The organism is Lysinibacillus sp. F12, from assembly GCF_057773605.1.
Genome location: NZ_JBYMLP010000002.1, coordinates 312,832 through 337,814, shown reverse-complemented (window position 1 = coordinate 337,814; position 24,983 = coordinate 312,832). Strand labels below are relative to the sequence as shown.

27 protein-coding genes, 1 pseudogene and 2 riboswitches are annotated in these 24,983 nt (G+C 35.8%); of the genes and pseudogenes, 18 read left to right on the top strand and 10 right to left on the bottom strand.

The features are described 5' to 3' along the window. Positions 1-122 precede the first annotated feature (122 nt). Positions 123-169, top strand: a riboswitch (PreQ1 riboswitch). A gap of 122 nt (positions 170-291) precedes the next feature. The 6 genes from queF to AC3CH7_RS08635 all read left to right on the top strand — a co-directional run bounded on the left by queF (position 292) and on the right by AC3CH7_RS08635 (position 4,826). Next, entirely contained in the window at positions 292-792 is a 501-nt protein-coding gene (gene queF, locus AC3CH7_RS08660) for a preQ(1) synthase (RefSeq protein WP_031418567.1), read from the top strand. 22 nt (positions 793-814) lie between these two features. Next, a riboswitch (PreQ1 riboswitch) is annotated at positions 815-858 on the top strand. Between the two features lie 53 nt (positions 859-911). Then, positions 912-1,571, top strand: a complete 660-nt coding sequence (gene queC, locus AC3CH7_RS08655; protein WP_012294686.1) for a 7-cyano-7-deazaguanine synthase QueC — start codon at positions 912-914, stop codon at positions 1,569-1,571. Between the two features lie 2 nt (positions 1,572-1,573). Continuing rightward, positions 1,574-2,047, top strand: coding sequence for a 6-carboxytetrahydropterin synthase QueD (gene queD, locus AC3CH7_RS08650; RefSeq protein ID WP_012294685.1), 474 nt, complete (start codon positions 1,574-1,576; stop codon positions 2,045-2,047). Further along, a complete protein-coding gene (gene queE / locus AC3CH7_RS08645) occupies positions 2,040-2,768 on the top strand; it encodes a 7-carboxy-7-deazaguanine synthase QueE (RefSeq protein ID WP_036161829.1) in 729 nt (242 codons plus the stop codon). Before queD ends, queE begins: the two co-directional genes overlap by 8 nt. Before the next feature lie 45 nt (positions 2,769-2,813). Next, positions 2,814-3,353, top strand: a complete 540-nt coding sequence (locus AC3CH7_RS08640) for a VUT family protein (RefSeq protein ID WP_012294683.1) — start codon at positions 2,814-2,816, stop codon at positions 3,351-3,353. Between the two features lie 1,080 nt (positions 3,354-4,433). Next, positions 4,434-4,826, top strand: a complete 393-nt coding sequence (locus AC3CH7_RS08635; protein ID WP_012294682.1) for a RidA family protein — start codon at positions 4,434-4,436, stop codon at positions 4,824-4,826. Between the two features lie 367 nt (positions 4,827-5,193). On the opposite strand, the pseudogene AC3CH7_RS08630 reads toward AC3CH7_RS08635, so the two are convergent. The 4 genes and pseudogenes from AC3CH7_RS08630 to AC3CH7_RS08615 all read right to left on the bottom strand — a co-directional run. Then, positions 5,194-5,478: pseudogene (locus tag AC3CH7_RS08630) on the bottom strand (IS5/IS1182 family transposase); the annotation flags it as partial. Between the two features lie 305 nt (positions 5,479-5,783). Further along, positions 5,784-6,029 carry a hypothetical protein gene (locus AC3CH7_RS08625; RefSeq protein ID WP_012294680.1) on the bottom strand — a complete coding sequence of 82 codons (246 nt, stop codon included), beginning with the start codon at positions 6,027-6,029 and terminating at the stop codon, positions 5,784-5,786. A gap of 229 nt (positions 6,030-6,258) precedes the next feature. Further along, positions 6,259-7,302, bottom strand: a complete 1,044-nt coding sequence (locus tag AC3CH7_RS08620; RefSeq protein WP_488381689.1) for a DUF418 domain-containing protein — start codon at positions 7,300-7,302, stop codon at positions 6,259-6,261. Positions 7,303-7,391: 89 nt separating this feature from the next. Beyond that, the gene (locus tag AC3CH7_RS08615; protein WP_488381688.1) at positions 7,392-8,336 is read right to left on the bottom strand and encodes a helix-turn-helix transcriptional regulator; all 945 of its coding nucleotides are present in this window, start codon (positions 8,334-8,336) and stop codon (positions 7,392-7,394) included. 101 nt (positions 8,337-8,437) lie between these two features. Between AC3CH7_RS08615 and AC3CH7_RS08610 the strand changes: the two genes are divergently transcribed. After that, positions 8,438-8,968 (top strand): dihydrofolate reductase family protein, encoded by a 531-nt coding sequence (locus AC3CH7_RS08610; RefSeq protein WP_036166404.1) that lies wholly within the window; start codon positions 8,438-8,440, stop codon positions 8,966-8,968. Between the two features lie 135 nt (positions 8,969-9,103). On the opposite strand, the gene AC3CH7_RS08605 is transcribed toward AC3CH7_RS08610, so the two are convergent. Further along, positions 9,104-9,475, bottom strand: coding sequence for a hypothetical protein (locus AC3CH7_RS08605; RefSeq protein ID WP_488381687.1), 372 nt, complete (start codon positions 9,473-9,475; stop codon positions 9,104-9,106). Positions 9,476-9,639: 164 nt separating this feature from the next. Continuing rightward, positions 9,640-9,981, bottom strand: a complete 342-nt coding sequence (locus AC3CH7_RS08600; protein ID WP_488381686.1) for a hypothetical protein — start codon at positions 9,979-9,981, stop codon at positions 9,640-9,642. A gap of 320 nt (positions 9,982-10,301) precedes the next feature. On the opposite strand from AC3CH7_RS08600, the gene AC3CH7_RS08595 reads away from it, so the two are divergent. Further along, a complete protein-coding gene (locus AC3CH7_RS08595; protein WP_488381685.1) occupies positions 10,302-10,847 on the top strand; it encodes an AAA family ATPase in 546 nt (181 codons plus the stop codon). A gap of 17 nt (positions 10,848-10,864) precedes the next feature. On the opposite strand, the gene ku is transcribed toward AC3CH7_RS08595, so the two are convergent. Then, positions 10,865-11,686 carry a non-homologous end joining protein Ku gene (gene ku / locus AC3CH7_RS08590; protein WP_012294673.1) on the bottom strand — a complete coding sequence of 274 codons (822 nt, stop codon included), beginning with the start codon at positions 11,684-11,686 and terminating at the stop codon, positions 10,865-10,867. 107 nt (positions 11,687-11,793) lie between these two features. On the opposite strand from ku, the gene AC3CH7_RS08585 reads away from it, so the two are divergent. Then, positions 11,794-13,611, top strand: a complete 1,818-nt coding sequence (locus AC3CH7_RS08585; RefSeq protein ID WP_197149558.1) for a DNA ligase D — start codon at positions 11,794-11,796, stop codon at positions 13,609-13,611. Between the two features lie 51 nt (positions 13,612-13,662). Here the strand turns inward: AC3CH7_RS08585 and AC3CH7_RS08580 are convergent, their stop codons facing one another. Continuing rightward, complete coding sequence (locus AC3CH7_RS08580) at positions 13,663-14,625, bottom strand: MBL fold metallo-hydrolase (RefSeq protein ID WP_198695940.1); 963 nt, start codon at positions 14,623-14,625, stop codon at positions 13,663-13,665. Between the two features lie 136 nt (positions 14,626-14,761). On the opposite strand from AC3CH7_RS08580, the gene AC3CH7_RS08575 reads away from it, so the two are divergent. From AC3CH7_RS08575 to AC3CH7_RS08545, 7 genes are all read left to right on the top strand, one after another. Beyond that, on the top strand, positions 14,762-16,237 hold the full coding sequence (locus AC3CH7_RS08575; protein WP_200990369.1) for a methyl-accepting chemotaxis protein: 1,476 nt from the start codon (positions 14,762-14,764) through the stop codon (positions 16,235-16,237). A gap of 188 nt (positions 16,238-16,425) precedes the next feature. After that, entirely contained in the window at positions 16,426-16,899 is a 474-nt protein-coding gene (locus AC3CH7_RS08570; RefSeq protein WP_012294669.1) for a GNAT family N-acetyltransferase, read from the top strand. Between the two features lie 46 nt (positions 16,900-16,945). Next, on the top strand, positions 16,946-17,605 hold the full coding sequence (locus AC3CH7_RS08565) for a hypothetical protein (protein ID WP_488381684.1): 660 nt from the start codon (positions 16,946-16,948) through the stop codon (positions 17,603-17,605). A gap of 739 nt (positions 17,606-18,344) precedes the next feature. Then, positions 18,345-18,863: a PadR family transcriptional regulator gene (locus AC3CH7_RS08560; protein ID WP_031417221.1), complete on the top strand. Its 519-nt coding sequence runs from the start codon at positions 18,345-18,347 to the stop codon at positions 18,861-18,863. Positions 18,864-19,019: 156 nt separating this feature from the next. Further along, entirely contained in the window at positions 19,020-20,141 is a 1,122-nt protein-coding gene (locus AC3CH7_RS08555) for an ABC transporter permease (RefSeq protein ID WP_488381683.1), read from the top strand. Further along, the gene (locus AC3CH7_RS08550) at positions 20,142-20,855 is read left to right on the top strand and encodes an ABC transporter ATP-binding protein (protein ID WP_447402373.1); all 714 of its coding nucleotides are present in this window, start codon (positions 20,142-20,144) and stop codon (positions 20,853-20,855) included. It abuts the gene before it with no gap. Positions 20,856-20,886: 31 nt separating this feature from the next. After that, the gene (locus AC3CH7_RS08545; RefSeq protein WP_488381789.1) at positions 20,887-21,204 is read left to right on the top strand and encodes a heme oxygenase; all 318 of its coding nucleotides are present in this window, start codon (positions 20,887-20,889) and stop codon (positions 21,202-21,204) included. 236 nt (positions 21,205-21,440) lie between these two features. Here AC3CH7_RS08545 and AC3CH7_RS08540 read toward each other — a convergent pair whose 3' ends face one another. Then, complete coding sequence (locus AC3CH7_RS08540) at positions 21,441-21,830, bottom strand: hypothetical protein (protein WP_012294664.1); 390 nt, start codon at positions 21,828-21,830, stop codon at positions 21,441-21,443. 327 nt (positions 21,831-22,157) lie between these two features. Between AC3CH7_RS08540 and AC3CH7_RS08535 the strand changes: the two genes are divergently transcribed. Continuing rightward, the gene (locus AC3CH7_RS08535; protein ID WP_325881509.1) at positions 22,158-22,718 is read left to right on the top strand and encodes a hypothetical protein; all 561 of its coding nucleotides are present in this window, start codon (positions 22,158-22,160) and stop codon (positions 22,716-22,718) included. A gap of 1,326 nt (positions 22,719-24,044) precedes the next feature. On the opposite strand, the gene AC3CH7_RS08530 is transcribed toward AC3CH7_RS08535, so the two are convergent. Next, complete coding sequence (locus AC3CH7_RS08530) at positions 24,045-24,494, bottom strand: hypothetical protein (RefSeq protein ID WP_488381682.1); 450 nt, start codon at positions 24,492-24,494, stop codon at positions 24,045-24,047. 262 nt (positions 24,495-24,756) lie between these two features. Between AC3CH7_RS08530 and AC3CH7_RS08525 the strand changes: the two genes are divergently transcribed. After that, the gene (locus AC3CH7_RS08525; protein WP_180276611.1) at positions 24,757-24,921 is read left to right on the top strand and encodes a hypothetical protein; all 165 of its coding nucleotides are present in this window, start codon (positions 24,757-24,759) and stop codon (positions 24,919-24,921) included. The last annotated feature ends 62 nt before the right edge of the window (positions 24,922-24,983 follow it).

The window sequence follows — 24,983 nt, the reverse complement described above, 5'->3', positions numbered from 1 at the left end:
TATAGCCTAGAATGACAGTGTAATTTCAGAAGAAGCAATTCAGGGATTTTGTATGAAAAAATCTATTTGACGTTTCGTACTATTTTTCGTATTATATGGAGGAAAAGAATGCCCGAACTTGATCGGGAGAGGTTCATAGCTGATACCCTCTATAAAAAACTATGGAAACATGACAATTTGCCATGTCCATATCGGACGTGGCTTTTTTATGTTTAGACGTATGTTTTAATAGATGAATTGGTAAAGCCTCTCTTGAAAGTGTTGGGAAACATTTTACAAGGAGGTTTTTTTATGTCTGGTCGAAGTCATGAAGAAGGACTAAAGGATTTAACATTATTAGGTAATCAAGGAACGAACTATTCATTTGAATATGCACCTGAGGTATTGGAGGCAGTAGATAATCTTCATTCCAATCGCGATTATTTCGTTAAGTTTAATTGTCCAGAGTTCACTAGTTTATGCCCGCTTACCAATCAACCTGATTTTGCAACGATGTACATCTCGTATATTCCAGACAAAAAAATTGTAGAGAGTAAATCACTAAAGTTGTATTTATTCAGTTTTAGAAATCACGGTGATTTCCATGAAGATTGCGTTAACATCATTATGAATGACTTAATTACATTGCTTGACCCTCGATATATCGAGGTTTGGGGGAAGTTTACGCCACGTGGGGGGATTTCAATCGATCCGTGGTGTAACTATGGGAAGCCAGAGACTAAATATGAAGAAATCGCAAATTACCGTTTAATGAACCATGACCTTTATCCAGAAAAAATTGATAATCGATAACGAGAAATTAGTTAGTCCAATCAAAAAAGAGGTTTTTAGCTACCCTCTTAAAAAAACTAAGGAGAAAGCAGCACCTTTTCTTAGCGTGCTGTTTTTTCCATCAAAGGGAGTTTTTATAGATGAAGCAGGAGAAAGCAATTGTTGTATTTAGTGGAGGTCAGGATAGTACAACTTGTCTGTTTTGGGCAAAAGAACGTTTTGCAGAGATTGAGGCCGTGACTTTTAATTATGGACAAAGACATCGCCTTGAAATTGAATGTGCGGAACAGATAGCAGAGGAGCTTGGTATTAAGCATCACATACTTGATATGACCCTCTTAAATCAGCTTGCTCCGAATGCATTGACACGACAAGACATTAAAGTGGAAGACGGTCAAAATGGTGAGCTTCCATCGACATTTGTACCTGGACGAAACCTTCTTTTTCTTTCATTCGCTGGTGTTTTAGCAAGTCAAATAGGAGCCAAGCATATTGTAACTGGTGTATGTGAAACGGATTTCAGTGGATATCCGGATTGCCGAGATGTTTTTATTAAGTCCTTGAATGTAACGTTAAATTTATCGATGGATAATTCCTTTGTGATTGATACACCGTTAATGTGGCTCAATAAAGCGCAGACATGGGAGCTTGCCGATCAGTTTGGGGCTCTAGAATTTGTTCGGGAAAGAACATTGACTTGCTATAACGGAGTAATCGCAGATGGTTGTGGGGAATGCCCCGCATGTAAACTGCGAAAAAAAGGGCTTGATGAGTATCTAAGCTATAGGAAGGAGTTTTAAGCATGTCAGATTTTAAAATCGTCGATAAGCTCCAAAAAATAGGGGTAGATATCCAAAGTAATCAATTGAACTATCATGCTAAGCGTGTGCTTGTAAGCAAAGAATTTACCTTCGATGCTGCTCATCATTTACATCATTATGAGGGCAAATGTAAAAACCTACATGGCCATACTTATCGTGTTGTATTGGGACTTAGTGGATATACAGATGAACGCGGCTTGATGATTGATTTTGGTGATATCAAAAGAATATGGAAACAAAAAATTGAGATTCATCTGGATCACCGTTATTTAAACGAAACGCTTCCACCTATGAATACTACAGCAGAAAATATAGTTGTTTGGATTTACGATACCATGGTAGTGGCCTTGCGTGATGAGCAAAGAAATAATGGTGCGCGTGTAGAATTTATCAGACTATATGAAACTCCAACAAGCTATGCAGAAGCGAGACGGGAGTGGATGGAAGTTGAGTAAGATACCTGTTATCGAGATCTTTGGACCGACAATTCAAGGCGAGGGAATGGTAGTGGGCCAAAAGACCATGTTTGTAAGAACGGCTGGCTGTGATTATTCTTGTTCGTGGTGTGATTCGTCGTTTACGTGGGACGGTAGCGGAAAGCATCTTATTGTTCAAATGACAGCGGAAGAGATTTGGGCAGAGTTGAAGCGTCTTGGGGGTAATGGCTTTTCATATGTTACGATTTCAGGCGGCAATCCTGCACTTTATGCTAATTTAGAGGCGCTTATTGCCATTTTAAAAGAAAACAACATAAAGGTTGCGGTGGAAACACAAGGAAGTAGGTGGCAGAACTGGATGTACGACATTGATGAATTGACCATTTCTCCCAAGGCGCCTAGTTCAGGTATGACAACAGAGTATTCAGTGTTGGTGGATATTTTTGGAAAACTTAGATTGCGAAATAGTCATCACCATATTTCTCTAAAAATAGTCGTTTTTACTCAAGAGGATTACGATTTTGCTAAACAAATTCACCATCAATTTCCAACTATCCCCTTTTATCTTCAAGTCGGCAATGATGATCTCACAACGAATGACAATTCGCGATTAATGAAAAATTTACTAGATAAATATCATGCACTGATTGATAGCGTGTTGAAAGATGAAGAATTAAAGGATGTTAAAGTATTGCCACAGTTGCACACTCTTGTATGGGGAAATAAAAGAGGTGTATAGTGTGCCATTACGAAATGTCTATAAATGTATTAGAGGAGTACCAGAATGAGAATTTTATTTTATTTATTATCGATTATCATCGCTAATGTGGTAACAGCAGCATTTGCGCCATTACAGTTTGGGATGTTTATTGTTCCAATGGGGACGCTTTTAATAGGGGCGACCTTTATTTTCAGGGACCTTGTGCAAAATAAATATGGTAGAACAAAGACATATTTCTTTATCGTTACAGCTTTAATTTTATCAGCAGTAGTGTCATTCATACTCGGGGATACACTTTTAATTGTGGTAGCATCGGCTGTCTCATTTGTTGTGGCTGAAACAGCTGATACAGAAATCTATAGTCGACTGAAATTACCAATGGCTTGGCGAGTGCTTTACAGTGGAATCGTGGGAGGGTTTTTGGATTCTGCAATCTTTGTAGTCATTGGATTGAGTCCACTTGGAGCTAATATATTGCCTTGGGAAGCAGTACCTGCCGCTATTGTAGGACAAATTATAGTGAAGACGATTATACAAATGTTCGGAGCCCTAATTCTTGGTCAAGTGGGATCATTAAAAGAAAAACGTCTTATTTCAGGTTAATTCTTTGTAGAAGAGGGCTACTCGTTTTCTGTGGGAAAAGTGAGTAGCCTGCAAAGAATAATCGTTATAACACATTGACATTTTCCATTTTAATACCAAATTGAAATCTAGTATGCTACAATCTTGTTTAAAGACAGGAGGTTTAGGATTTGAATAATTATAATAATGGAGATATTATATTTAGTTTATTTTCGATAGTAGGACTGTTGTTTTACATAATTCCGATTATTTTTATAATTTGGTTTGCTATTAGTACGATTAGGCAACTAAAAAGACAAACAAAATTATTAGAAGAAATGAAAGACAGTATAAATTATATCAATGGACATCCGACACGTAGTAAATGATAATGCCCTAAAAACTATAAAAAACGATGAAAAAAAACAGGTACTCGAATGAGACCTGAATTTTTTAGAACGGTAATCGCTATGAACTTGGGGATGGAATAAAGGGTTTAGGGTTTAGTCACATTAGTGTTCATAGCGATTCCCCCCTTACAAAACATATCATTTACTTATTTTGTAAATTGTATACCTTACTTGATGTAAAAAGAAAAGAATATCATGCCAGTACATATAAGCGCACTTCAATCATGGTTTATGCTTACGGCACCTATTGGAAGTTTGTTGAAAAATTGTAGAGGATGATATGGTATTCTGTGAATGAACACGCATAATAACCAAAAAACTAGGTACTCCACAAAGAGAGTACCTAGTTTTAATTGTGAAAAAAGGAAGGGCCACTTGGGATGGAGTAACCCTAGTAACAATTTCGGAGGTGTAAGGCTAATTTAGCTTTACACTATTAAGTATATGTTAGATTCGCTATGTTTAAATAGTTAATTGCCTCAGAGTCTTAAAAAGAAAATTCTTAATAATTTCAGTTATAAATTGAAAAAGAGGGATAGAAATGGTAATATGGCAATAACTTTAGGTAAAGGGGAGAAAGCTTATGAAAAAAAGATCTATCCGTTTTTTAAGCATGGGCATTGGATTCTCCACTGCTGTTTTTTTCTAGAATAGTTGAACAAGGGATAAGTCTGCACTTTTTTAGAAAAAAAGAACCTAAAGGAGATTCAACATGAAATCAAAACTAGTGCGTAAAAACCCAATACAGGCACCAAAGCCTGTAGGGAAATATAGTCATGTCACAATTATTCCAAAAGATGCAACAATGTATGTTTTTTCTGGTCAAATTGGTTTGGACCAAGATGATCAATTACCACAGACATTAGAGGAACAAATAACAAATACCTTTTATCATATTGAAACGATTTTAGCTTCAGAGGGAATTGATGCCTCTCACATTGTAAAGGTCAATATTTGGGCTACAGAGGAAATAGATTGGGATTATTTCGACGAGCAATGGCAAGGTATGTTTGGCGATTCCTATCCATCAATGACCATAGCCTATGTATCAGCACTAGGTTTGCCAGAGATTAAAATAGAGCTTGATATTTGGGCTGCTAAATGATTTGATGATTTGTCATTATCGTTTATACCCTTAAAAGTTCATTTTACGAAGACAGTTGGAAGGAAGGGCTATTCCGCCACCGAAAACAGACCATCCACCGTGAAGATTGCTTGCTTAACTTTATTTCATTGTAAAATTTAAAAACGAATATATCCTTTGAATATTGTCGTTTCAGACTGTAGACAAAAGCCGTCGAGAAGTTCATTCTCGATGGCTTTTGTCATTTTTCTTTCTCTTTCATATTCAATATTTGGTATATCATTGCTGTATCCAACATCCTCTTCGAGCATAGATGCTCTCTTAAGCTGTCTGCCATGTCCAAGTAGCTAGTTTCTTTAAATTAATGGCAGCAAAAGTAAGCATCGCCTGCATGGAAAGAATAGGCAAGCTGTTTCGTACGTTCATCCTTCACGTAATAGCCACTTTCAGGATCTGTCGTACTTTCCTTTATTTCTTTCCATTCTTCCTTTTCAAACTTCTTCAGGGGAAAGGGCTTTTTTCCGTGTTCCTCACGATCCATATTTACCTCTAATTGAAGCTTCTCTTCATAAGCCCGTGTTTCTTTTCGCACAACCTTTTTATCATCCTTCCGTTTATTCGCACTCGCTTTCACATGCGTGGAATCGATAAATAAATGTTCTGCATGGAGAATTTACTTTTCAACACCCTATGTAGATAAAAGTAAGTACTTTATGTAGAAGTTGATGGGAACGAAGGGCGGCGACTCCTGCGGGAAAAGCGGGAAAGTCGAGATCCTGGACTGAGCGAAGCGAGGGAAGCAGCTCGACCCCGCCCGCGGAAAGCGTCCGCCCGTAGTGGAAATCAACAGCTTTACTTTATTTCATTGTAAAAGAAAAAAGACTGTAAGCAAACTCTCAAATTTTTTGAGTTTGTCTACAGTCTGAGACGACAATATCCTTTGAATATTGTCGTTTTTTTTACGTTCATGGCTACATTTTACCGAAGCATTCTTTTTAATTGCTTCATTTCATAATTTAAATCGTCAATTTGCTTTTGCAGTTTATCAATATCATTATTTTTACCTTGGTTCTCTTGTAACTCATCTTCCAAGGCAAGACCTGCTGCAATGGTCGCTAGTGCATCACCAAGTGTTGTGATGGCTCCCGCAATAACAGCCAGCTTAGCAGCTTGACTCACTGACTCAGCTCCTTCACTATTCCGATAGCCTTTGTTATTTTTCATAAAATCCTCCCTGCAAAAAAGGGTATTATATGTATAGTATGCATGCTGTAAGAGACAGGTGCAGAACCATGGTGACTAGCAGCCAAAAAAGGTCACTTATTTTTCAATAAGTGACCAAAAAAAATGGGGATGTGTATCTTCCTGAAGATATGAGCAAAGATGGAAAGCGAGTAGGGTACATTACCAATATATGACGTTTTGCTTTATGCTGATAGGTATATATCCTTGGCTAAAAATCTTTTCTTTTTCTAAGGGGAGGGACTGTCCAATAGGTCCCCATTCGCCACAGCCACTCCAGTGGTCCGAAGCGGAAATAGTGTAACCATAGCTTACTGAAGATTAATTGTAAAACGTAAATACCTAGACAAATCCATAGTGACTCGAGGAATCGAATTTGCCCAATTAGTTGAAATGTATGACCGATTATTAAAATGAGTGCAGTTTGCCCTAAATAATTTGTTAGGGCCATGCGTCCATACGCCTTTAATGGTGATAATAGTCGTTGGAATAATACACTTTGTAAACATAGGATAATAACCCCCATGTAAAAAGCGGAAACAAATGGGCTAAACTGTAGTCCAATTAACGCAAATTGCTCCATATTAGTAATATGCTCTTCCAGTTGAATTTTGGATAAATGATTGATATTAACATTGGCTGTAGGGACATAGTGCCACTGATAAAGCCAGCTAACTATGCTAACACAGAACATTACAATCGTCACTAGCATTATTTTTTTTCGATGTACAGAGATGTTTTCAAATAGGCGGTATTGTCCAGCAGTTAAACCTAGCAAAATTAGTGGGAAAGGCATGAGGATCTTTATCCCAAAATAAGCTGACAGGGCTAATAGAATGATCCCAACTATTAAATTGATTTCTTTCCGTACTTTATAAAAAGGTAAGGCTAAAAAACCAAAGATGGCATAGACAGTTAATGCTTCTCCTGGTTGAAAATAGAAATGGATAAGCCCCATTAATAATAATAGTAAAAGTCTGCGACTAAATAATACATAGGCTCTATCATTTCTAGCCATTGCACGCGAAAGAAAAAGATAAAATCCTATGCCAAATAAAAAAGAAAAAATAATAAAAAATTTACCCTCTATAAAAAGCGTGAGAAATCGACTATAGGCAATATCACTAGCTATTTGTGGTGGTGCAATCCACATCAATGCAGGGATATTCACTAAAATAATGCCAAGTAAGGCAAACCCTCTTAAATAATCTAAAGTATCAATACGTTTGTTGTTGTCGGTTGGTTGCAACGTCATCTCCTCCTTACAACCAAGTATAAGGTCGTTTCCTAAAAATTAGTAACGAAGAATGTTACGTGAATCTTACAAAATCGTCATATTTGGAATTAGCTTTCTATAAGGTATGTCGCTAATATAGCATGAGCATGTTGACGCAAAAGCTGAATTAATTCAGGTGGTTCTTTGACAATCGCATCCGGACCTAGGCGATAAAAAAAGGGGCTAATAAAGTGAATCTCTCCTTGGTCAATCATTGTATTGATATAGCCAGTTCCATCACTATGACCAACCACCACCTTCTCGAAATTTGGCTCACTTCTGCATTGTCGTACACCTTCTCTTGTTAATTCGACATACAAGCGTATTGGCTGCTGAGGTTCATGGGGACTCTCTAGCCATTGCTGTAAATGAACAGATGTCTCATAGCCTTTATCGCTTTTATTCATTGAATGAATGCGATCAACTCGAAATAGAAGGATTTTCTCTGTTTGTAAATGAATAGCAGGCATATACCACAAGCCATCATGCGCATACACGCCAATAGGATGGACATGCTTAGTTGTGATGCCTGATTTTGATTCATATTGAATGTCTAATTGTAAATGGTTAATAACCGCTTCTAATACGTCTGATAATAGAGGTGTAGAAATAGCGCGTTTAGGATTCCAAAAGGCAATATAGGATTGCAGACTATCTACCTTTTTTTGCGCCTCTTTCTGTAACGATTCATATAGTTTTTGTGAAACAGACTTCATTTCCGTATTAAATGGTAAATCACGATAATATTGCAGAGATTGGAACGCAAAGAAAATAGCAACCGCTTCTTCCTCTGTAAATAAAATAGGGGGAAGAATGGCACTTGAAAGCACTGTATATCCACCATTTCTTCCTTGCTCTGCGTAAATTGGCAGCCCCATATCACTTAAATCTAACAGGTAACGATGCACTGTTCTTACAGAAATGTTGAAGGCATCGGCAATTTCCTGGGCTGTAAATTGCTTTTTAGCGCTGACAAATAACAAAATATCAATTAATCGTTTAGCCTTGGACATATTCTTTCACCTTTTTTAATTAATCATGTCAATAGTTGTCATGTTTTATGTTTAGTATATACATTGTACGAAAGATTTTCAAAAGAAGAGGAGCTGACATGATGTCACGAGAAATAGTGGTATTTATCGGAATAAGTTTAGATGGGTTTATAGCTAAAGAAAATGATGACTTACAATGGCTGGAAGAAACAGAGGGGGAAGGGGATAATGGCTATGCTGATATGTATCAAACCATCGATACGATTATTATGGGGAAACGAACATATGATTATGTCAAAGAGCATCTCGATACATTCCCTTATCCTGATAAGAAATGTTATGTGTTCACCAAATCTCAAACAGGGAAAGATGAGCATGTGGAATTTGTCCAAGGGGATGTTGTGGCGTTCACTAAGAAATTAAAACAACAATCAGGCGCAAAAATTTGGATGGTCGGTGGAGCTCATATATTGGATGCTTTTTTACAGGAGCAGTTGGTTGATGAATGGATTATCACCATTACCCCGCATTTATTAGGGGCAGGTATTCCATTATTTAAACAACCGCGTCCATTTGAAGATTTAAAGCTACTCGAGACAAAGCGATACGGTCAAATGGTCCAAATGCATTATCAGGTGAGAAAAGAAGAGTAAGGTAGTACGGATTAAAAGGAAAGGATAGATGAAGAAAATCTATCCTTTTTTTCATGGAATAATAAGTTGCTTATTATGAAAAAGAACTTGCTTGACTCTGTATCTGTTATGTTAACAAGACCAGCCTCAATCGGTTCATCTTGTTTTTAATTGCATAAAAATATTCACTAATATAACTAATAATGGGTGCATGATAAATGCTATGGCTATTTGAGCATAAGAAGCGCCAAAATATTCAGCATCGGTATCGAAAAGAAAGGTGTTCAGCATCGTAAATAGCATTAATACAGCTATTAGAGTGTAGCGAATGGCATTTTGAGAGCCAATAATTGAGCCATACACAAATAACAGTGTGGAACTAAATAGGAGTACATGTAGAATCATGGCTTCATCAATTGTATATGAAACGGGTATATCAGAAGTAATCAATAACCGATAAGCGAAGGCCCCTAGTAAAACAAACGTGCCAAATAAAAGTAATAGATTAGAAATTAAATTTTCTCTCATTGTCTCACCTTTTATTAAAATTTAGGTGTTAGTTTGGTTGCAAATCCTTTTTAAAAGACCTGCACAGCAAACAGTACAATCCGTTTTGAATTGGCAACAATATTAATTACTTAACAAAAACAACATATTCGTACCATTGGTTTAGAAAAACAAGCAAAGAGTATTTAATCCTTTTGCTTATGTTTGATTGCTAAATGTAATGAGAAACTTATCCCAATGGTCATTATTATAGAAAAAATAATCGTGAACATTTCTTTATAATAGATGGATATAATAGCCATGATAATTGAACTGATGATAAGGGCTACACGTAATAATATAGCGGTTTTTTCACTTGGATTAAAAAAATCTTGAAGAATAGCAAATAAATAAGCGAATCCGAAAAATAGAATGTACTCATAAACCAACACAGGCTCAACAGAATCTGGAATTCCTAAATATAGGGCTTGAATTATGAGAATAAATAACGCTATATATTTTAAATATTTATAGGAGTTTTTTGACAAATGATCACCCTTTTTTATAATAGATTAACATTTTTAAACAAGTGTTGGTTATCAAAGCTATTATTTTAAAAATTTAGTATATTCAGTAAGGAATGTTCTTTCCATTTGGATAAAAGGAGACAATTTGAAGTGAATGATAAGAGATATTACAGATTAAACTTAGCGTTCATTGGTGTTGTTTCATACCTGAGATTCATAATCAGAAGGATTATAATAGGTTTGTACATTGTTTTGGATATTGGGTGGGTTCATGTATGGTCCTCCTATTTTATTGTATAATAAATGGACATTTCTACAAGGATACAGAGGGGGATACTACAATGTCATTGGAACTTCCGCGAAAAATACATATTATTGGCTCTGTTGGTAGTGGGAAAACAACATTAGCACGTTCATTATCCAAAATGCTTCAGCTTTCTTTTCATGAATTAGACAATGTAGTTTGGATTCGTAAACAATCGGGGGATATTAGAAGGACGGAGCAAGAGAGACAGGAATATCTACAATGTATTATCCAAACAGACGGGTGGATTATTGAAGGAATCCATCAGGAGGAATGGGTGACACAAAGCTTCCAGCAAGCGGATTGTATTATCTTTCTAGATACGCCTTATAAAATTCGTACTGCTCGGATTATAAAGAGGTTCGTCAAACAAAAAATAGGAATCGAAAAAGCCCATTATCAGCCAACTTTTTCGATTTTTTTTAAAATGTTTCGATGGAATAAACGTTTTGAAGAGGTGGGGAAGCCACAATTTTTTACAAAAAGGGAAGATCTATTAGATAAAGTATTATTAGTTCAGCACCAAAAGGATGTAGACAATTATTTTCGTCAGTTTCAATCAATAAAAAGCGTATCCCGATGAGTGGATACGCTTCATTTTTAGGCATTTTTCTTTGTGCGTGTTGTACGCTTTCTTGTAGTAGGCTTTTTCGTTTTATCTAAGGATGCCTGTAGCGCAGTCATTAAATCTGTGACATTATCGGGAACTGGTCGTTGTTGATCGTTCGTAGCTACCGTATTGGTTGCTTTTTTCTCTTCGATTAAGTCCAGCAATGCATTCCGATAATCGTCTGTATATTTCTCTGGGTTAAATGTGGTAGTTAATTGGTCGACCAGCATCAGAGCTGTCTCTAACTCCTTTGGTACAACGTCCTGCTCACTTGGAATATTCGGGACATCCCCGACACTCCTCACCTCATCAGGATAATGAATGGTCTCCATCACGAGTGCATTTTGATACACTCGCACAACAGCAAGCTGTTCTTTTGAACGAATAATGATTTTAGCAATGCCGATTTTGCCAGATTGCTCTAATGTTTTACGCAATAATGAATAGGCTTTAGCACCAGTAGAATCAGGGGATAGGAAATAGGTGCGTTCAAAATAAATCGGATCGATTTCCGTCAATTGTACAAAATCAATAATTTCTACGGCTTTATCTTCATTTTCTTTCCGTAAGTTTTCTAAATCCGCTTGATCCAGTACGACAAATTTATTTTTTGTATATTCATAAGCTTTTACAATGTCCTCATCTTTTACTTCTTGATTGCACCCCTCGCAAACCTTTTTATAGCTAATCGGTGTATGGCATTCCTTATGGAGCTGTCGCAGTTTAATATCTTTATTTTCCGTAGCGGCATGAAGCTTTACTGGGATATTGACAAGTCCAAAGGAAATGCTTCCTTTCCATACTGTATGCATACAAATGTCACCTCTTTTTCTTACTATGATATTTTTTGCAGTATTTTATGTATTGTAAATCGAAATCATCAAACACTGTAGATAAAAAGCAAGGTAGGTATTGTGACATGAAACCAATGCTTTTAACGGAAGCAAATGAAATTCCAATAGGGGATGACTGGCTTTATGAAACGAAATATGATGGCTTTCGATGCCTCTTAATATGGGATGAGCAACCGATACTTATTAGTAGGAACGGGCGCAATTTAAATCATTCGTTTCCTGAAATTATAGATTATTGTCACCAAATACATGCTTCAGTGAAAGCATTTTTACCACTCATTTTTGATGGGGAGCTTGTGTATTTAAGCAATCCATATAAAAGTGAATTTTCTGTTGTCCAGCAAAGAGGGAGAATGCAAAATCAAGATGTCATTGCAAAGCATGCTCAAGCCTTCCCCATGAGGCTTCTCGTGTTTGATATGTTAATGATCAAAGGGGAATCGTTTAGCAACCGTTATTTAAAAACTCGTAAAGAGCAATTGGCAAAGCTAGCAGCAAAGGTAAAGCTTCCCAATGTAGATGATCAAGATGGAAAGGTCATACAAATTGTGCAGGCTAAGGAGGAAAGTAATATTTTATGGCAGGCGATTAAGGTCTATAATGGGGAGGGCATGGTTGCCAAGAAGAAAACTAGTAAATGGCTGGATAACACACGCTCAAGCCATTGGTTGAAAATTAAAAACTGGCGTTATGTGACAGTCATTGTGACGCAATATGATCATAGTAATGGCTATTTCCAAGGTTCCATTTATGACGGAGGAAATTTACGAGAGGTTGTTACATTTAAACATGGCATGAAGGAGGAAGAGCATCAAACACTCGTTGCTTTTTTTCAGGCTCAAGGGCAACGTAAGAAAGAATTGTGGGAGTTAGAGCCTTCTATTTGTGTTGATATTGCCTGCATAGATTTTGATGGTAGTAAGCTCCGAGAACCAAAATTTCATGCCTTTCGATTGGAATTAACACCAGATATTTGCCAATGGCAGCATATGCAGCGACAGCTGTTTCCTATTCCTGAAACAGTTCCTATAACACATCCTGATAAACCTGTATGGCCAGAAATAGGTGTAACAAAGGATCATTATTTATCGTACTTACAAAGTGTTTCGCCCTATTTATTGCCATTTCTTCAAGATCGCCCATTAACTTTAATACGCTATCCACATGGTGTTCCTGGGGAAAGCTTTTATCAAAAAAGTAGACCAGATAAATTACCTGATTTTGTAGGCACAGCGATGATGGATGAGATTGATTATATGGTCTGTAATAATCTTGAAACATTGTTATGGCTGGGCAATCAATTAGCATTAGAGTGGCATATTCCATTTCAAACACGACAAACTATGAATCCGACAGAGATTGTCTTCGATTTAGATCCCCCTTCAACGGACCATTTTTCTTTGGCGATTGCAGGGGCACTAGATTTAAAAGGAATTATTGATTATTTTCAGCTACAATCATTTGTCAAAACTTCAGGCGGGAAAGGGTTACAGCTCTATATCCCGTTACCAGCAAATAAATTTACCTATGAGGAGGTTCGCGTTTTTACTGAATTTGCTTGTCGTTTTTTATGCCAACAAAAGCCACATTTATATACAATCGAGCGATTTAAAAAAAATCGCCATAATAAATTATATTTAGATTATGTGCAGCATGCTGAAGGTAAGACGATAATTGCCCCTTATTCCACTCGTGGAAATGAATTAGGCTTAGTCGCAACGCCACTCCATTGGGAAGAGGTTAATGACGATTTAAAACCCTATTATTTTTCGATTCCTGCTGTTATGGAGCGAATGAAGAAAATAAGCAATCCCTTTAAATACTTTCGTGAAGTAGGGGAACAACAGGACTTTCAAGCAGTTTTAGATCGTATAAATGAATAATGCTCATCAGGTCAAGAAGTATTGTAAGCTACTTCTTGACCCTTTTTATGATTAAAGTGTAACCTGTGCTTTCACTTTTTCTAAATAATCCAATATTCCCATCGCTGACACAATCGTATCGAATGGAATGGTTTGATAGACAGGGTGGTCGGGTGATAGACCATTTGCTTGTAAGTAGCTAAATAACAGCTCCCTTAATCGAGCATCTAAATCGCGAATTTGTTCCTGGAGCTGGCTGGATGCTCCTTGTGCTTTACGGCCTTCTTCTAAAAAAAGAGGTGTCCAATAACGTACTTGACGATAGGCCTCTGCTGGATTTTTATAAGCTCCATAATGGCCAAAATATAATTCGCTTGCCTGTAGCTTTTCGTACAATTGAATGGAATGCTCCATCGTTTCAGGATTGTATTGATTTGGGGAAGTGGAAGGTATGATTAGATCAATTGCTTCACCGTCCATTTCTGGGTAACGTACACCTGTTGTATCCCCAACAAAAAGACCGTTAGTAGCGGAATAAAGCATAGAAACATGATGTTTTGCATGGCCCTCTGTATGATAAAACGTTAAATGATGTTGTCCTAAATGGAGTTGTTGTTCATGACTTACTTCTATAATTCGGGCTGCATCGATCGGCACAATCGGATGAAAAAGGCGGTCAAATTCGGTCCCATAAACGCCTTTAGCGCTGGAAATGAGTCTTCCCGGATCGATCATATGGGCCGACCCTCTAGGATGAACAACTAATTTAGCATGAGGGCAGCTCTGTAAAAATAAGCCTGCACCACCGGCATGGTCTAAATGAATATGTGTCACAATGACGTAGTGAATATCCTCTAAAGCGATATTTAATTCCTTTAATCCTTCCATAATGTATGGAACGGATGGACTAGCAGACGTTTCAATTAAGGTTATTTTTTCATCAATTAATAGATAGGAGCTTGTTCGTTGCTCTCTATTTAGATCATGTGTATCAATACAATAAAAATTTGCGGCGATTTGTTGGACTCTGCTCAAAAGAATTCCCCCTTTAATTTCAATAATGTGAAGTATATGCTCTAAAAGTCAATTTTTAGCTACAAAAAGTAGTAGTTATACTATATAATAATAGAAAATCAAACTGAATGTCCATTCATTTTTTAGGGGGATCATTATGGAGAACAAAATTCGTTATGATACAAGGAAAGTGCACCGAGTTAATTTGGCAATAATATCGATTTTAGCCATTCTAATTTGTGGACCTATGATTATATCAAAAGGAATACTATTTTTATTTGTCGGACTAGCCGTTATCGCCTTAGCTATATGCAATTATTTTTTGCCGATAAAAGCTTATGTAAAAGGGTTTATCTTTGGTCTTATTCCATCAAGTATAGTGTTTACATTATTTTTGCTAGATAGTTTTTCATTGAATAAACATTATATTTTGCTGTGCACCATTGCCATTATCGCGCTTTATTTTAAAAAGGAATTAATTGTGTTTTTTGGGTTGCTAACTAACATTAGCTTTATCATTTTATATTTGGTCAATTCTTCATCTTTATTAGGGCCCTTTGATGACATCATTGTTTTCATCACGCTTCTAGCGATTATGAACGGTGTCATTATTGCTTTTTATTTACTTGCTAAATGGGGGAATGAGCTTATTAAACATGCTGAAATTCAGCAAAATGAAGTCCAAGCTTCTTTCAATCAATTACAAAATACATTCCAGGAAATCGAGAAAAGCAGTCAGGCTTTGGACGAACATGTGACGCAATTCCAGCAAACCATGCAAAGTATTTCTGGCTCTAGTAAACAAATATTATTAGCCACTGAGGATATTTCTGCCAGTATTCAGCAAGAGGCTTCTAGTTTGCAAATGATTCATGTCACTATGAGTGATTCTGTTCATTTTGTAAATGAAACGTTGACGATTTCAAAGGACACAGTGGAGAAATCTACTGAACTTCAGCAAGAGGTTTTGGCAGGATGGGCTAAAATGCAGGACGCGATGGCTCAAATGAGCGTGATGAGTCATGCCATGAGCTCAACCGGAGAAACCGTCAACGAGCTTCAATTCAGTTTGCAAACGGTGGATAGCTTGCTACAGGGGATCACACATATTGCGCAGCAGACAAATTTATTGGCACTAAATGCAGCCATTGAAGCTGCTAGGGCGGGGGAACATGGTAAGGGATTTGCTATTGTAGCGGAAGAGGTACGAAAGCTAGCGGAGGAAAGTGCTGCCATTACGGTCAGTATTACGAATGTGACGAAAACGTTGTTTGAGAAAGCGACGGAGGCTCATCAACGTTCTGATGATGGTGAAAAAGCATTACAGCACGGGGAACAGCTTTTACAGGATGTCAGTTATTTCTTTAATAGTTTAAAGGAATCATTTACGCAAACGAATACAGACTTGACAAGGGGGATGCACGAATTAAGCAGTGCCATCTTACAATTTGAGGCAATCCAATCTCAAATTGAAAAGCTGAATAAAATGACAGAGCAAAATGCATCATCAACAGGTGATATAGTGCATTCAGTGGAGGACGAAAATAAGCTCTTAGTGAAGATGACGGATACGACAAATCGTATTCAGACTTTAAGCGATACATTAAAATCATTGGTTATGGCAAAGGTTTGAAGGAGAGATTGAAATTGAAATAACTGGTAGGTTAAAATAACAGTATGATTAAACATCTTAGATGGAGGGTATAGTGTTGTTAGTCATCTGAGATATCCAAAGGACAAATTAAAGTCATATGCATCGGTAGCTTGACCTACATAACGATGTCCAGTTAAAAGGTGAAGTTGAAAGGGAGGAAGGATACCATGAACATTCGTAGCTTACAGAGTGCAGATTATTATACTTTATTGCCAGTAATTAATGAGTGGTGGGGCGGAAGGAATATGTCAGATAAACTGCCTAAATTATTTTTCGATCACTTTACGAACACAAGCCTCATCATGGAAAAGGATGGCGAGATCATTGGTTTTCTTGTCGGTTTTTTATCACAATCCAACACAAATGAAGCGTTCATTCATTTTGTAGGGGTTCACCCTGATTATAGAAAACAGAATATTGCAAAAAGGTTATATGATGTATTCTTTCATGTGGTGAAACAGTATCACCGTAATATCGTTAAGTGTGTTACATCCCCTATAAACGAAGTATCCATTGCCTTTCACAAAAATTTGGGATTTAGAATGGAGAAGGGTGACAAGGTGATGGATAATATGTCTATCCATAGTGATTATAGCGGCGAAAATCAAGACCGTGTGTTATTTTATAAAATTCTATCGTAATTTCCTTGAATGACCTTGCATATAGTCCCCAATAAGGGGGCTATAGATGTTTATCCAAAAACTATTTACCTTATGGTTTCTTATTTCCATCATTGTTAGTGTCGTCTTTTTCTTTTTTTCCCATACGCCTATTCAAAATGCTGAGAAATCAAATGCGTCTCTATCGCAACCTAGCAACGATGAACTATTAGGTTATATGCAACATTATCAATTTCTTATTAGTGATATTGTCATAGCCCTGCAAAAAGAATCTTATAGCTTTCAATTAGACTATGCTGTCGTGCCAAATGGGAAAATGGAGCTCCTTGTGTCTATACCTGAAACAATCAATCAGCTGTCCAAACAAAAAATAGAGGAAACGATACTTGATTGTATTCAAAAAAATGATTTAAACCCGATATCGTTTCAAATAACAATTAAAAATCTTTATGATCCTGTAGCCACTGACTCGACCAGGCTTAGCTATAATGATGTTATGGCTCATTTATTTGAAACGATGACTGCACAACATGTTGGTGTCTTCAGTATCGACCACACGATGACATCAGAACATGTCCACATCATCATCAATTTAACAGAAGAGAAGGATGATGTAATTCAAAAGGAAGTTCGACAAGTAGCCGAGGATGTTATAAAGCATCATCAATTTGATATACAGCAATTCTATATTGAAATACAAAATAAAATGTTTGCGTACCATAAATGAATAAGGAGATGTGTGCTTCGAGCGCTCATATTCAAATGCCTAGCCTTTGTAGCAAGAAAAGGGATATACCCTTGCCATCGTAACAGGTGTAAAAAGCATCCTAAAGATTTAGGAGCTGCATTTGTAGAAAATCAGCGGTTGATAGTATACATATTTTTTCACGCACTAGCAAGTATATCAAAATAGCATTTAAGTAGTAAAAGGAGACAACGTTTACTGTCTCTTCCTCTACGAAAGCACCTCGCTAATTGAAGAAGAACAGCGACGTTTATTAAACAATCGCGCTCGTTGTCTTAATTAGGGACTGTCACCAAAATGAATTATTTATTCTCGACCTATCTACAATGCATCCATTTTTACATAAACAGAAAAACACCACAAGTTAATAACATACTTATTAATCCCACACCTCGGCCCCTATTATCCACCAAACAACGGATTTAGTGGATGTCTCTTTTCCTTCTTTCCTCTATGCTTTTTTTCATTGACATAAGGACAAAAAGTCCAGCTACGATTAAACCAACTGATATCCAAAGTAACAAATTCATTTTAACATCTCATTTTTTATAGTTTGCTATCTACGAATGGCACCAAATATAGATGTTATTTTTCTAGATAATAAAAGTTCCCTTTCTTTATAGCACCATTAACGGATCAAGCACGAAATTAACACTCAATTGACTACAGATAGAATTTAAGAGAGAATATATAAAGAATGCTGAAAGAAAGGAGGATTTCTGTGGAACATCGCTCACTAATTCTGCTTGGGTTATTAATGGGACAAAGTCAACATGGATATCAAATTAATGAATTTATCGAAAGAAACTTAAGTACAGTTACAGATATGAAAAAGCCAACCGCTTATGCTACTCTGGATAGACTAAATCAAAAGGGTTATATAGATATTCAATTAGTGCAAGAAGGAAATAGACCTACCCGAAAAGTGTACTCTATAAATGAAAGCGGCCGAACGTATTTTTATCAATTATTATTGGATAATCTATCCTCTGCAGAAAGTGTTAATTATCAAGGAGATATTGGGTTAATGTTTATTGATTTCCTTCCTATGGATCAAGCAATCCCGGCCTTGCAAGAACGATTAAAGAAAAACAAAAAACGCATAGATGTATTTAAGGAAACGCCGGCACATGGGATACGTACCGGTGTTAATCTAGCGGTCGAACATAAAATTATTATGCTAGAAGCAGAAATAGTCTTTCTTGAAAAAACTATTCAAAATTTTATTCATTCGGATTAAATAGTATATCCACAAAAAAAGGAACCAAAGAGGGTTCCTTTTTTTATTTGAGACAAAAATAAAATTATATAGTCACGCTTGACTAATCAAAAAGAAACTATTAGAATTCAATTAGTCAAACGTGACTATATATTAATGATAAAGGAGTGTCGTACATTGTTTCTTGCTATGAAAGAATTAAAGTATGGTAAATTACGCTTTCTGATGATTGGCGTTATAACTATTCTAATTGCTTGGCTAGTATTCATACTATCAGGATTAGGTAACGGCCTGTCTACTCTTAGTGCAGCAACCTTTAAAAATATGGATACCGATTATGTAACCTTTGAAGAGGGATCAAGAGCCTCTATGAGCCGATCGTTATTAAGTGAAACATTAACAGGGAAACTAGAAAGCCAACCTAATGTTTCAGCGGTATCAGCAATGGGTGCCACTATGGGAACAGTAACAAATAATTCGAGTTCGAATAAAAATGAAAAAGTAGATATTGCCATTCTAGGAATCAATCCAGGTAGTTTTCTGGAACCTACTGTAGAAGAAGGAAAGCCCCTCGATGCAAATCAGTCTTTGGAAGTAATCGCGAATGATACTTTAAAGAAAAAGGGATTTAAAATTGGTGATACGTTGAAAATAGAAGGATCATTAGAAGAGTTGAAAATTGTCGGGTTTGTAAAAAATGAAACATACAATCATTTACCTGCAATTTTTACTACCTTAGATAAATGGCGCTCCATTCAATTTGCAGCACCTGGTTCTGATAAAGGGATTGAAAAACCTGTAAACGCAATTATGCTGCAAGGGGAGGAAATTGACTCCGAGAAACTAAATCAGGTCTTCAAAAATACTGAAACAGTAACTAAGGCCAAAGCCATACAGGGAATGCCCGGTTATAAAGAAGAGAATGGCACAATTATGATGATGCTTGCTTTCCTTTTGGCCATTTCGGCATTTGTACTGGGGGTATTCTTCTACGTACTTACCTTGCAAAAATCAAATCAGTTTGGCATATTGAAGGCCATCGGCGCCAGCAATCGTTTCCTCGGGAAAGCTATTGTATCCCAAGTATTTCTATTATCATTCATTAGTATTGCAGCAGGAATCTTGTTAACCTATGGGACAGCCCTTATTCTTCCTGATGAAATGCCATTTTCACTTGACCTTAAGTTAGTTGTCCTTTATGCCCTGTTCTTACTTGTCATTTCTATTTTAAGTTCATTAGTTTCAGTTAGGAAAATTACAAAAATAGACCCACTTCAAGCGATTGGGAGGATGGAATAAATGTCAGGTATACAATTAAAAAATGTCTCCAAACTGTATCAACAGGGGGGAAATCAAGTTCTTGCCCTTGATAATATATCCCTAACTGTGGAACAAGGTGAGTTTATAGCTGTTATTGGTCCATCAGGTTCGGGTAAAAGTACCTTTCTTGCCATTGCAGGCGCCTTACTCCAATCATCTGAAGGTGAAGTTATTCTTAACGGCAAAAGCCTTAATCAGTTAAACCAAAAGAACTTAGCTCAATTGCGGCTGGATGAAATAGGATTTATCCTACAAACTAGCAATCTTGTGCCTTATTTAACTGTTCTTGAACAATTACTTGTAGTAAAAAGAATGTCAGGGAAACTTTTAAAACAGGATAAGGAGTATGCAAAGGAGTTATTGCAAAGTCTGGGTTTAACAGAAAAACTGAATAAGTTGCCAGAACAGTTATCTGGAGGAGAACGCCAACGTACGGCAATTGCCCGCGCATTTATAAACAGCCCGTCTATTATTCTGGCAGATGAGCCAACAGCTAGTCTGGATTCAAAAAGAGCTCATGAAGTGGTTCAACTCATAGCTATACAAGCAAAAACAAGAAACAAAGCAGCAATTATGGTTACCCATGACGAACGAATGCTTGAATACTGCGATAAAGTGTATCGAATGGAAGATGGCAAACTTAAACATGATGAATCTTTTAAAAACTTGAAAATTACCTCTACTAAAGGATAGAAATGTTTATAGAAAATTTAGGAGGACTAAGATCATTGTAACAAACAGAATTAAAACGAAATTAGGTTTTGCTGCAAAAATGGCGCCCATGTTCACTAGGTCAGGTCCCTTACAAAAAACAGAAGGTTTTATAAAAGTGGAGGTTTTAATTGCTAAAAATCTAACCGGATTTGATGAACTGAATGTAAATATGTATTGGAACACGATTGAAGACTTTACTCAATGGAAAAATAGCGCTGCTTTTAAAGAAACCCATGCAGGGTCAAATAACACGGAACAGGAATCTCCAATTTTGGGAAGTGAAATTATTTTTTCAGAGGTTGCTTCGGCTTTAGAGCCAATTGCATAATGCTATACAATATTTACTCCACGACCGATTGTGGAGTAAGAAAACATTAGATTCATTTTATTGTTGTAATAAATAGGGTCATTTTTAGTAAAAAGAGGATAGATAGAGCGAATTTTATTTAAGCTCTTCTATCCTTTTAATGTATATACATTTGATGTGTGACATTTACTAAGTTTTTCTATTTAAAAAGCATCAGTTTTAACTTGGACTTGTAATCATTAACTGATTCCTTTTGCTTAATGAATGAAATTTTGAGGAATACATTCACGAACACCAGAATTTCTTAACGAGTTAAATAGGGCTGCACTGATTCTTAATAGAACATGGTTATCAGTGCCATTTTCTAAATCATAGATGACGAAGTAGGAATTATCCACCGAAAAAATACATTTTCGTTCTAAGTCAAACCCAGGTGGTACAGGTGGAAGCTTTAAAACGGGTACAACTACAGGTGTATCTCCTTCTTCTCTAATAAATCTGAAAGTTTGTCGGTCAATCTCATAGATATTTACTGGGTCAATCTCCACACCTTTATCTGGAACTGTAATTTCATCTTCAACTATTAGAAAAAAGCGCTCGTTCCGAAAGTTGAAAAGACTTCTTGCTCCAATTTCAAATGATGCCATTTTATTTTCACCTCCATTCCTATAAATAGGTTATTCGTATGGAATAAGATTCTTTGGACTATAAGGAAGGTAGAGTGAAGAATTATAAATAGAAATATTACTAAGAGTTGCTTTTACTACAGAAGCATACGTTGAACCATATACATTGTTATTTTCAATCGTGACAATATAATCCTATAGAACGAAAAGTAGAATGATTTATCCACTTCCATATACACTTACTAGCAATTGATAAAAAGTATTTACTATATTAATAAATATTTTTTAAAAATTGTTATAGTGAAATCCCTTCACATTCTGTATATTTGTGTAGGAGGAGGAGATTTAATGGCAAGAAAATGGATGTTACCATTACTTTTATTAGTAAGTGTTCTGATGGTTGCGTGTAGTCAGGATCAAGAAAAAGAGAGCAATAAGGGTGGGGAAGTAGAAGTAACCATTCCAGCTTTATTTTTCGAGGGACAGGATATTGATTCTGTTATTTCAAAGGCGAAAAATAGTGGAATTAAGGAAGTCATTAAGAATGATGATGGTTCTTTAACGTATAAAATGTCTAAACCTGAGCACGAAGAAATGATGAAAGGCTTAAAAGAAGGTATTTTAGCAAGTGTAGATGAAATTAAAGCTAGTCAAGATTACAAATCTGTTAAAGATATTACTTATAATAAATCCTTTTCAGAATTCACACTTACTGTAAACAAGAAAGAGTTCGACGGTAGTCTTGATACAATGGCCTCAGTTGGACTTGCTTTAACAGGTATGTACTATCAATTATTTAATGGTGCAGACGTTGAAGATTATAAAGTCACAGTAATTTATAAAGATGCATCTAGCGGAGAAGTATTTAATACCATTGTTTATCCAGATGATGTAAATAAGAAGAAGTAATAAAAAGAAAACCTACATAGGTATATAGGAACGCTGTTGCCAAAAGTCGTTGAGACGTCCATTCTCGATGACTTTTGGCATTTTTTCTCTTTTATAGCCAGAATTTAATGAAAAGATTAATCAAAGACATGCCGACCGTTTATATTGGATGTTTTATCCTTACTAAAACATAAGTTTTTTGGACAATCCCTTAGAAAATCAGTATGGCTAAAAAACTATTCTAAAAGAAATTCTAAAATATGCTCTAAGTTGGTTGAGCTGCAGAAGGTTGTTGAGGCTGATGAAATGATACATGCAGAAGTTTCAGAGGACATATGATGTTATAGATGTCTTGCTTAAGAGAAAATAATGATTGAACCATTGTATCCCACAAGGTCCTTCTGCCTAATTGGACAGGCAAAGGGAAACGTTGATTATTTTTCCTTTCGGGGTTTTCTAAGGTACGAAAAGGACATAACAGAAAGTCCTATAAAAAAGAATAGTATCGCAACATATTTATTTGGAATAAGTGAATTGTAATCGAGGGAACCTGTTAATCTTCCCATTCCACTTGAAATTAAGAGGGCAGCTAAAATAAATATGATATGTTTAATTATAGAATACTGTGTTTTCATAGCATATATACTCCTAATATTTGGGTCATTAACTTATAAAGGATAACATAATTGGGTAATGTTTGAAAATGTAGATTTATTCATGTAGTGCATAATATAAATACTGAATATTTCAACATAGAAAGTAGTGGCAAACGGCGAATAGGAAGCACTTGCACCTTTTTATACAGGTAACGTAAAAATGGATGTAACAGTATTTTTACTTGTTTGGTTTGTTCTTCACTTTGCATAAAATTGTGTATATTTCTTAACGTTGTAAATCCATATAAATCTGATGGAAACCCCATGTTTGCGGGAAATATGATAAATCCATGCAATTTATTAGGAAAAGTAAATTAGTTTAAACTAGTTTACTTTTTTGAATCAGAATTACTAAGGGGCATCTTAGCTGCGTGAAAAGAGCCAAGTACAACGTAGGATTAAGAGTGTACTTCCATACACTCGAAAAGCACTTCGCACTTGGGTTGGAACGGTTTACAGGGGGCTTAGAATGGTATATATGACAAAGTAGAACTATATGGAGAACGAAATAATGGGATATCGTTATAAAAAGATAAAAATTCTGTTAAATGGGTAGCCATACTATTGCCCTTCTTAATAGACATAAAATTCCGATTTTTGAAGTTAGGGAGTATTTACATCAAAAAAGGGGACAGTTAACCGTCCCTCTTTTGATGTAAATACTTATTCACTTCTTCCCAATGAAAAACTCTTACTCAATGACTATATCAATAGTTTGTTTAATTATTTCAACATTTTCAGCAGAGAATTTGACAACTAATTCATATTTTCCTGGAGTTAGTTTTTTTGTATCTACTGCTATCGGATACTCTAGTGCTTCATTAGGCTTTAATGTTATTTTATCGCCTATATTTCGTTTAGGAATATCATATATCAATGATTCAGGCAGGATATTTTCCTTGCTTCCTTCTGTTCTTTGTAACGAGAGACTTATATCATTTATTTTACTAAATATAATTGTAATTGGTTCTGTTTCAGCAGATGTAACTGAAAAATTAAATTTATTTATTGGAGTATTTTCAGATTCAAGTTTGAGTTCTCCAATTAAATGTAATTTTTTTTCTTGGTCATCATTATTAAATAATAAATATGAAATCAATACTACGACAATTAATACTAAAAACAAAATTATTTTTTTCAATTTAACCACCTCATTTAGGTATTTTTGTCTATATACTTTACGTTTTCATTATACCGTAATTTGATATTAATTCTAAATATGGAAGAATAATGGCATAAATTAAAAAATTTGCATTTAACTTTTCGGATTATTTTTATTTGTTACTCTCGGTACAAGTAATGCTTTTGCGTCAGAAGGTTTAACACAAGAAGAAGAAATTCTATTAAATGAAGTAGGGTTAGAAAATGAAGATTTAGAAATATTACCTTTGGAACAACTTAGAATGTTTATAGCAGAAGGTGCAGAAGTTGTATTAGAAGAGTCTGAAATAGTAACTTTTAATGAAATCCCTACTTTTGAAGAAGGGAGAATTACTACATTTGGAAGTATTAGTGAAAGTAAACTTAAAATCACTGGTAAAGCAGTGAAATTATCTAATAATCATTAAATTGGTAAAATCCAATAATAGTTATATAGAAAATTTAGAGTTTTAAAAAGCACCTATACGCA

Coding starts and splice junctions, on each gene's coding strand:
- queF (WP_031418567.1), top strand. CDS start 292: ATGTCTGGTCGAAGTCATGAAGAAGGACTAAAGGATTTAACATTATTA.
- queC (WP_012294686.1), top strand. CDS start 912: ATGAAGCAGGAGAAAGCAATTGTTGTATTTAGTGGAGGTCAGGATAGT.
- queD (WP_012294685.1), top strand. CDS start 1,574: ATGTCAGATTTTAAAATCGTCGATAAGCTCCAAAAAATAGGGGTAGAT.
- AC3CH7_RS08640 (WP_012294683.1), top strand. CDS start 2,814: ATGAGAATTTTATTTTATTTATTATCGATTATCATCGCTAATGTGGTA.
- AC3CH7_RS08635 (WP_012294682.1), top strand. CDS start 4,434: ATGAAATCAAAACTAGTGCGTAAAAACCCAATACAGGCACCAAAGCCT.
- AC3CH7_RS08625 (WP_012294680.1), bottom strand. CDS start 6,029: ATGAAAAATAACAAAGGCTATCGGAATAGTGAAGGAGCTGAGTCAGTG.
- AC3CH7_RS08620 (WP_488381689.1), bottom strand. CDS start 7,302: ATGACGTTGCAACCAACCGACAACAACAAACGTATTGATACTTTAGAT.
- AC3CH7_RS08615 (WP_488381688.1), bottom strand. CDS start 8,336: ATGTCCAAGGCTAAACGATTAATTGATATTTTGTTATTTGTCAGCGCT.
- AC3CH7_RS08610 (WP_036166404.1), top strand. CDS start 8,438: ATGTCACGAGAAATAGTGGTATTTATCGGAATAAGTTTAGATGGGTTT.
- AC3CH7_RS08605 (WP_488381687.1), bottom strand. CDS start 9,475: ATGAGAGAAAATTTAATTTCTAATCTATTACTTTTATTTGGCACGTTT.
- AC3CH7_RS08595 (WP_488381685.1), top strand. CDS start 10,302: ATGTCATTGGAACTTCCGCGAAAAATACATATTATTGGCTCTGTTGGT.
- ku (WP_012294673.1), bottom strand. CDS start 11,686: ATGCATACAGTATGGAAAGGAAGCATTTCCTTTGGACTTGTCAATATC.
- AC3CH7_RS08585 (WP_197149558.1), top strand. CDS start 11,794: ATGAAACCAATGCTTTTAACGGAAGCAAATGAAATTCCAATAGGGGAT.
- AC3CH7_RS08575 (WP_200990369.1), top strand. CDS start 14,762: ATGGAGAACAAAATTCGTTATGATACAAGGAAAGTGCACCGAGTTAAT.
- AC3CH7_RS08570 (WP_012294669.1), top strand. CDS start 16,426: ATGAACATTCGTAGCTTACAGAGTGCAGATTATTATACTTTATTGCCA.
- AC3CH7_RS08565 (WP_488381684.1), top strand. CDS start 16,946: ATGTTTATCCAAAAACTATTTACCTTATGGTTTCTTATTTCCATCATT.
- AC3CH7_RS08550 (WP_447402373.1), top strand. CDS start 20,142: ATGTCAGGTATACAATTAAAAAATGTCTCCAAACTGTATCAACAGGGG.
- AC3CH7_RS08540 (WP_012294664.1), bottom strand. CDS start 21,830: ATGGCATCATTTGAAATTGGAGCAAGAAGTCTTTTCAACTTTCGGAAC.
- AC3CH7_RS08535 (WP_325881509.1), top strand. CDS start 22,158: ATGGCAAGAAAATGGATGTTACCATTACTTTTATTAGTAAGTGTTCTG.
- AC3CH7_RS08525 (WP_180276611.1), top strand. CDS start 24,757: ATGTTTATAGCAGAAGGTGCAGAAGTTGTATTAGAAGAGTCTGAAATA.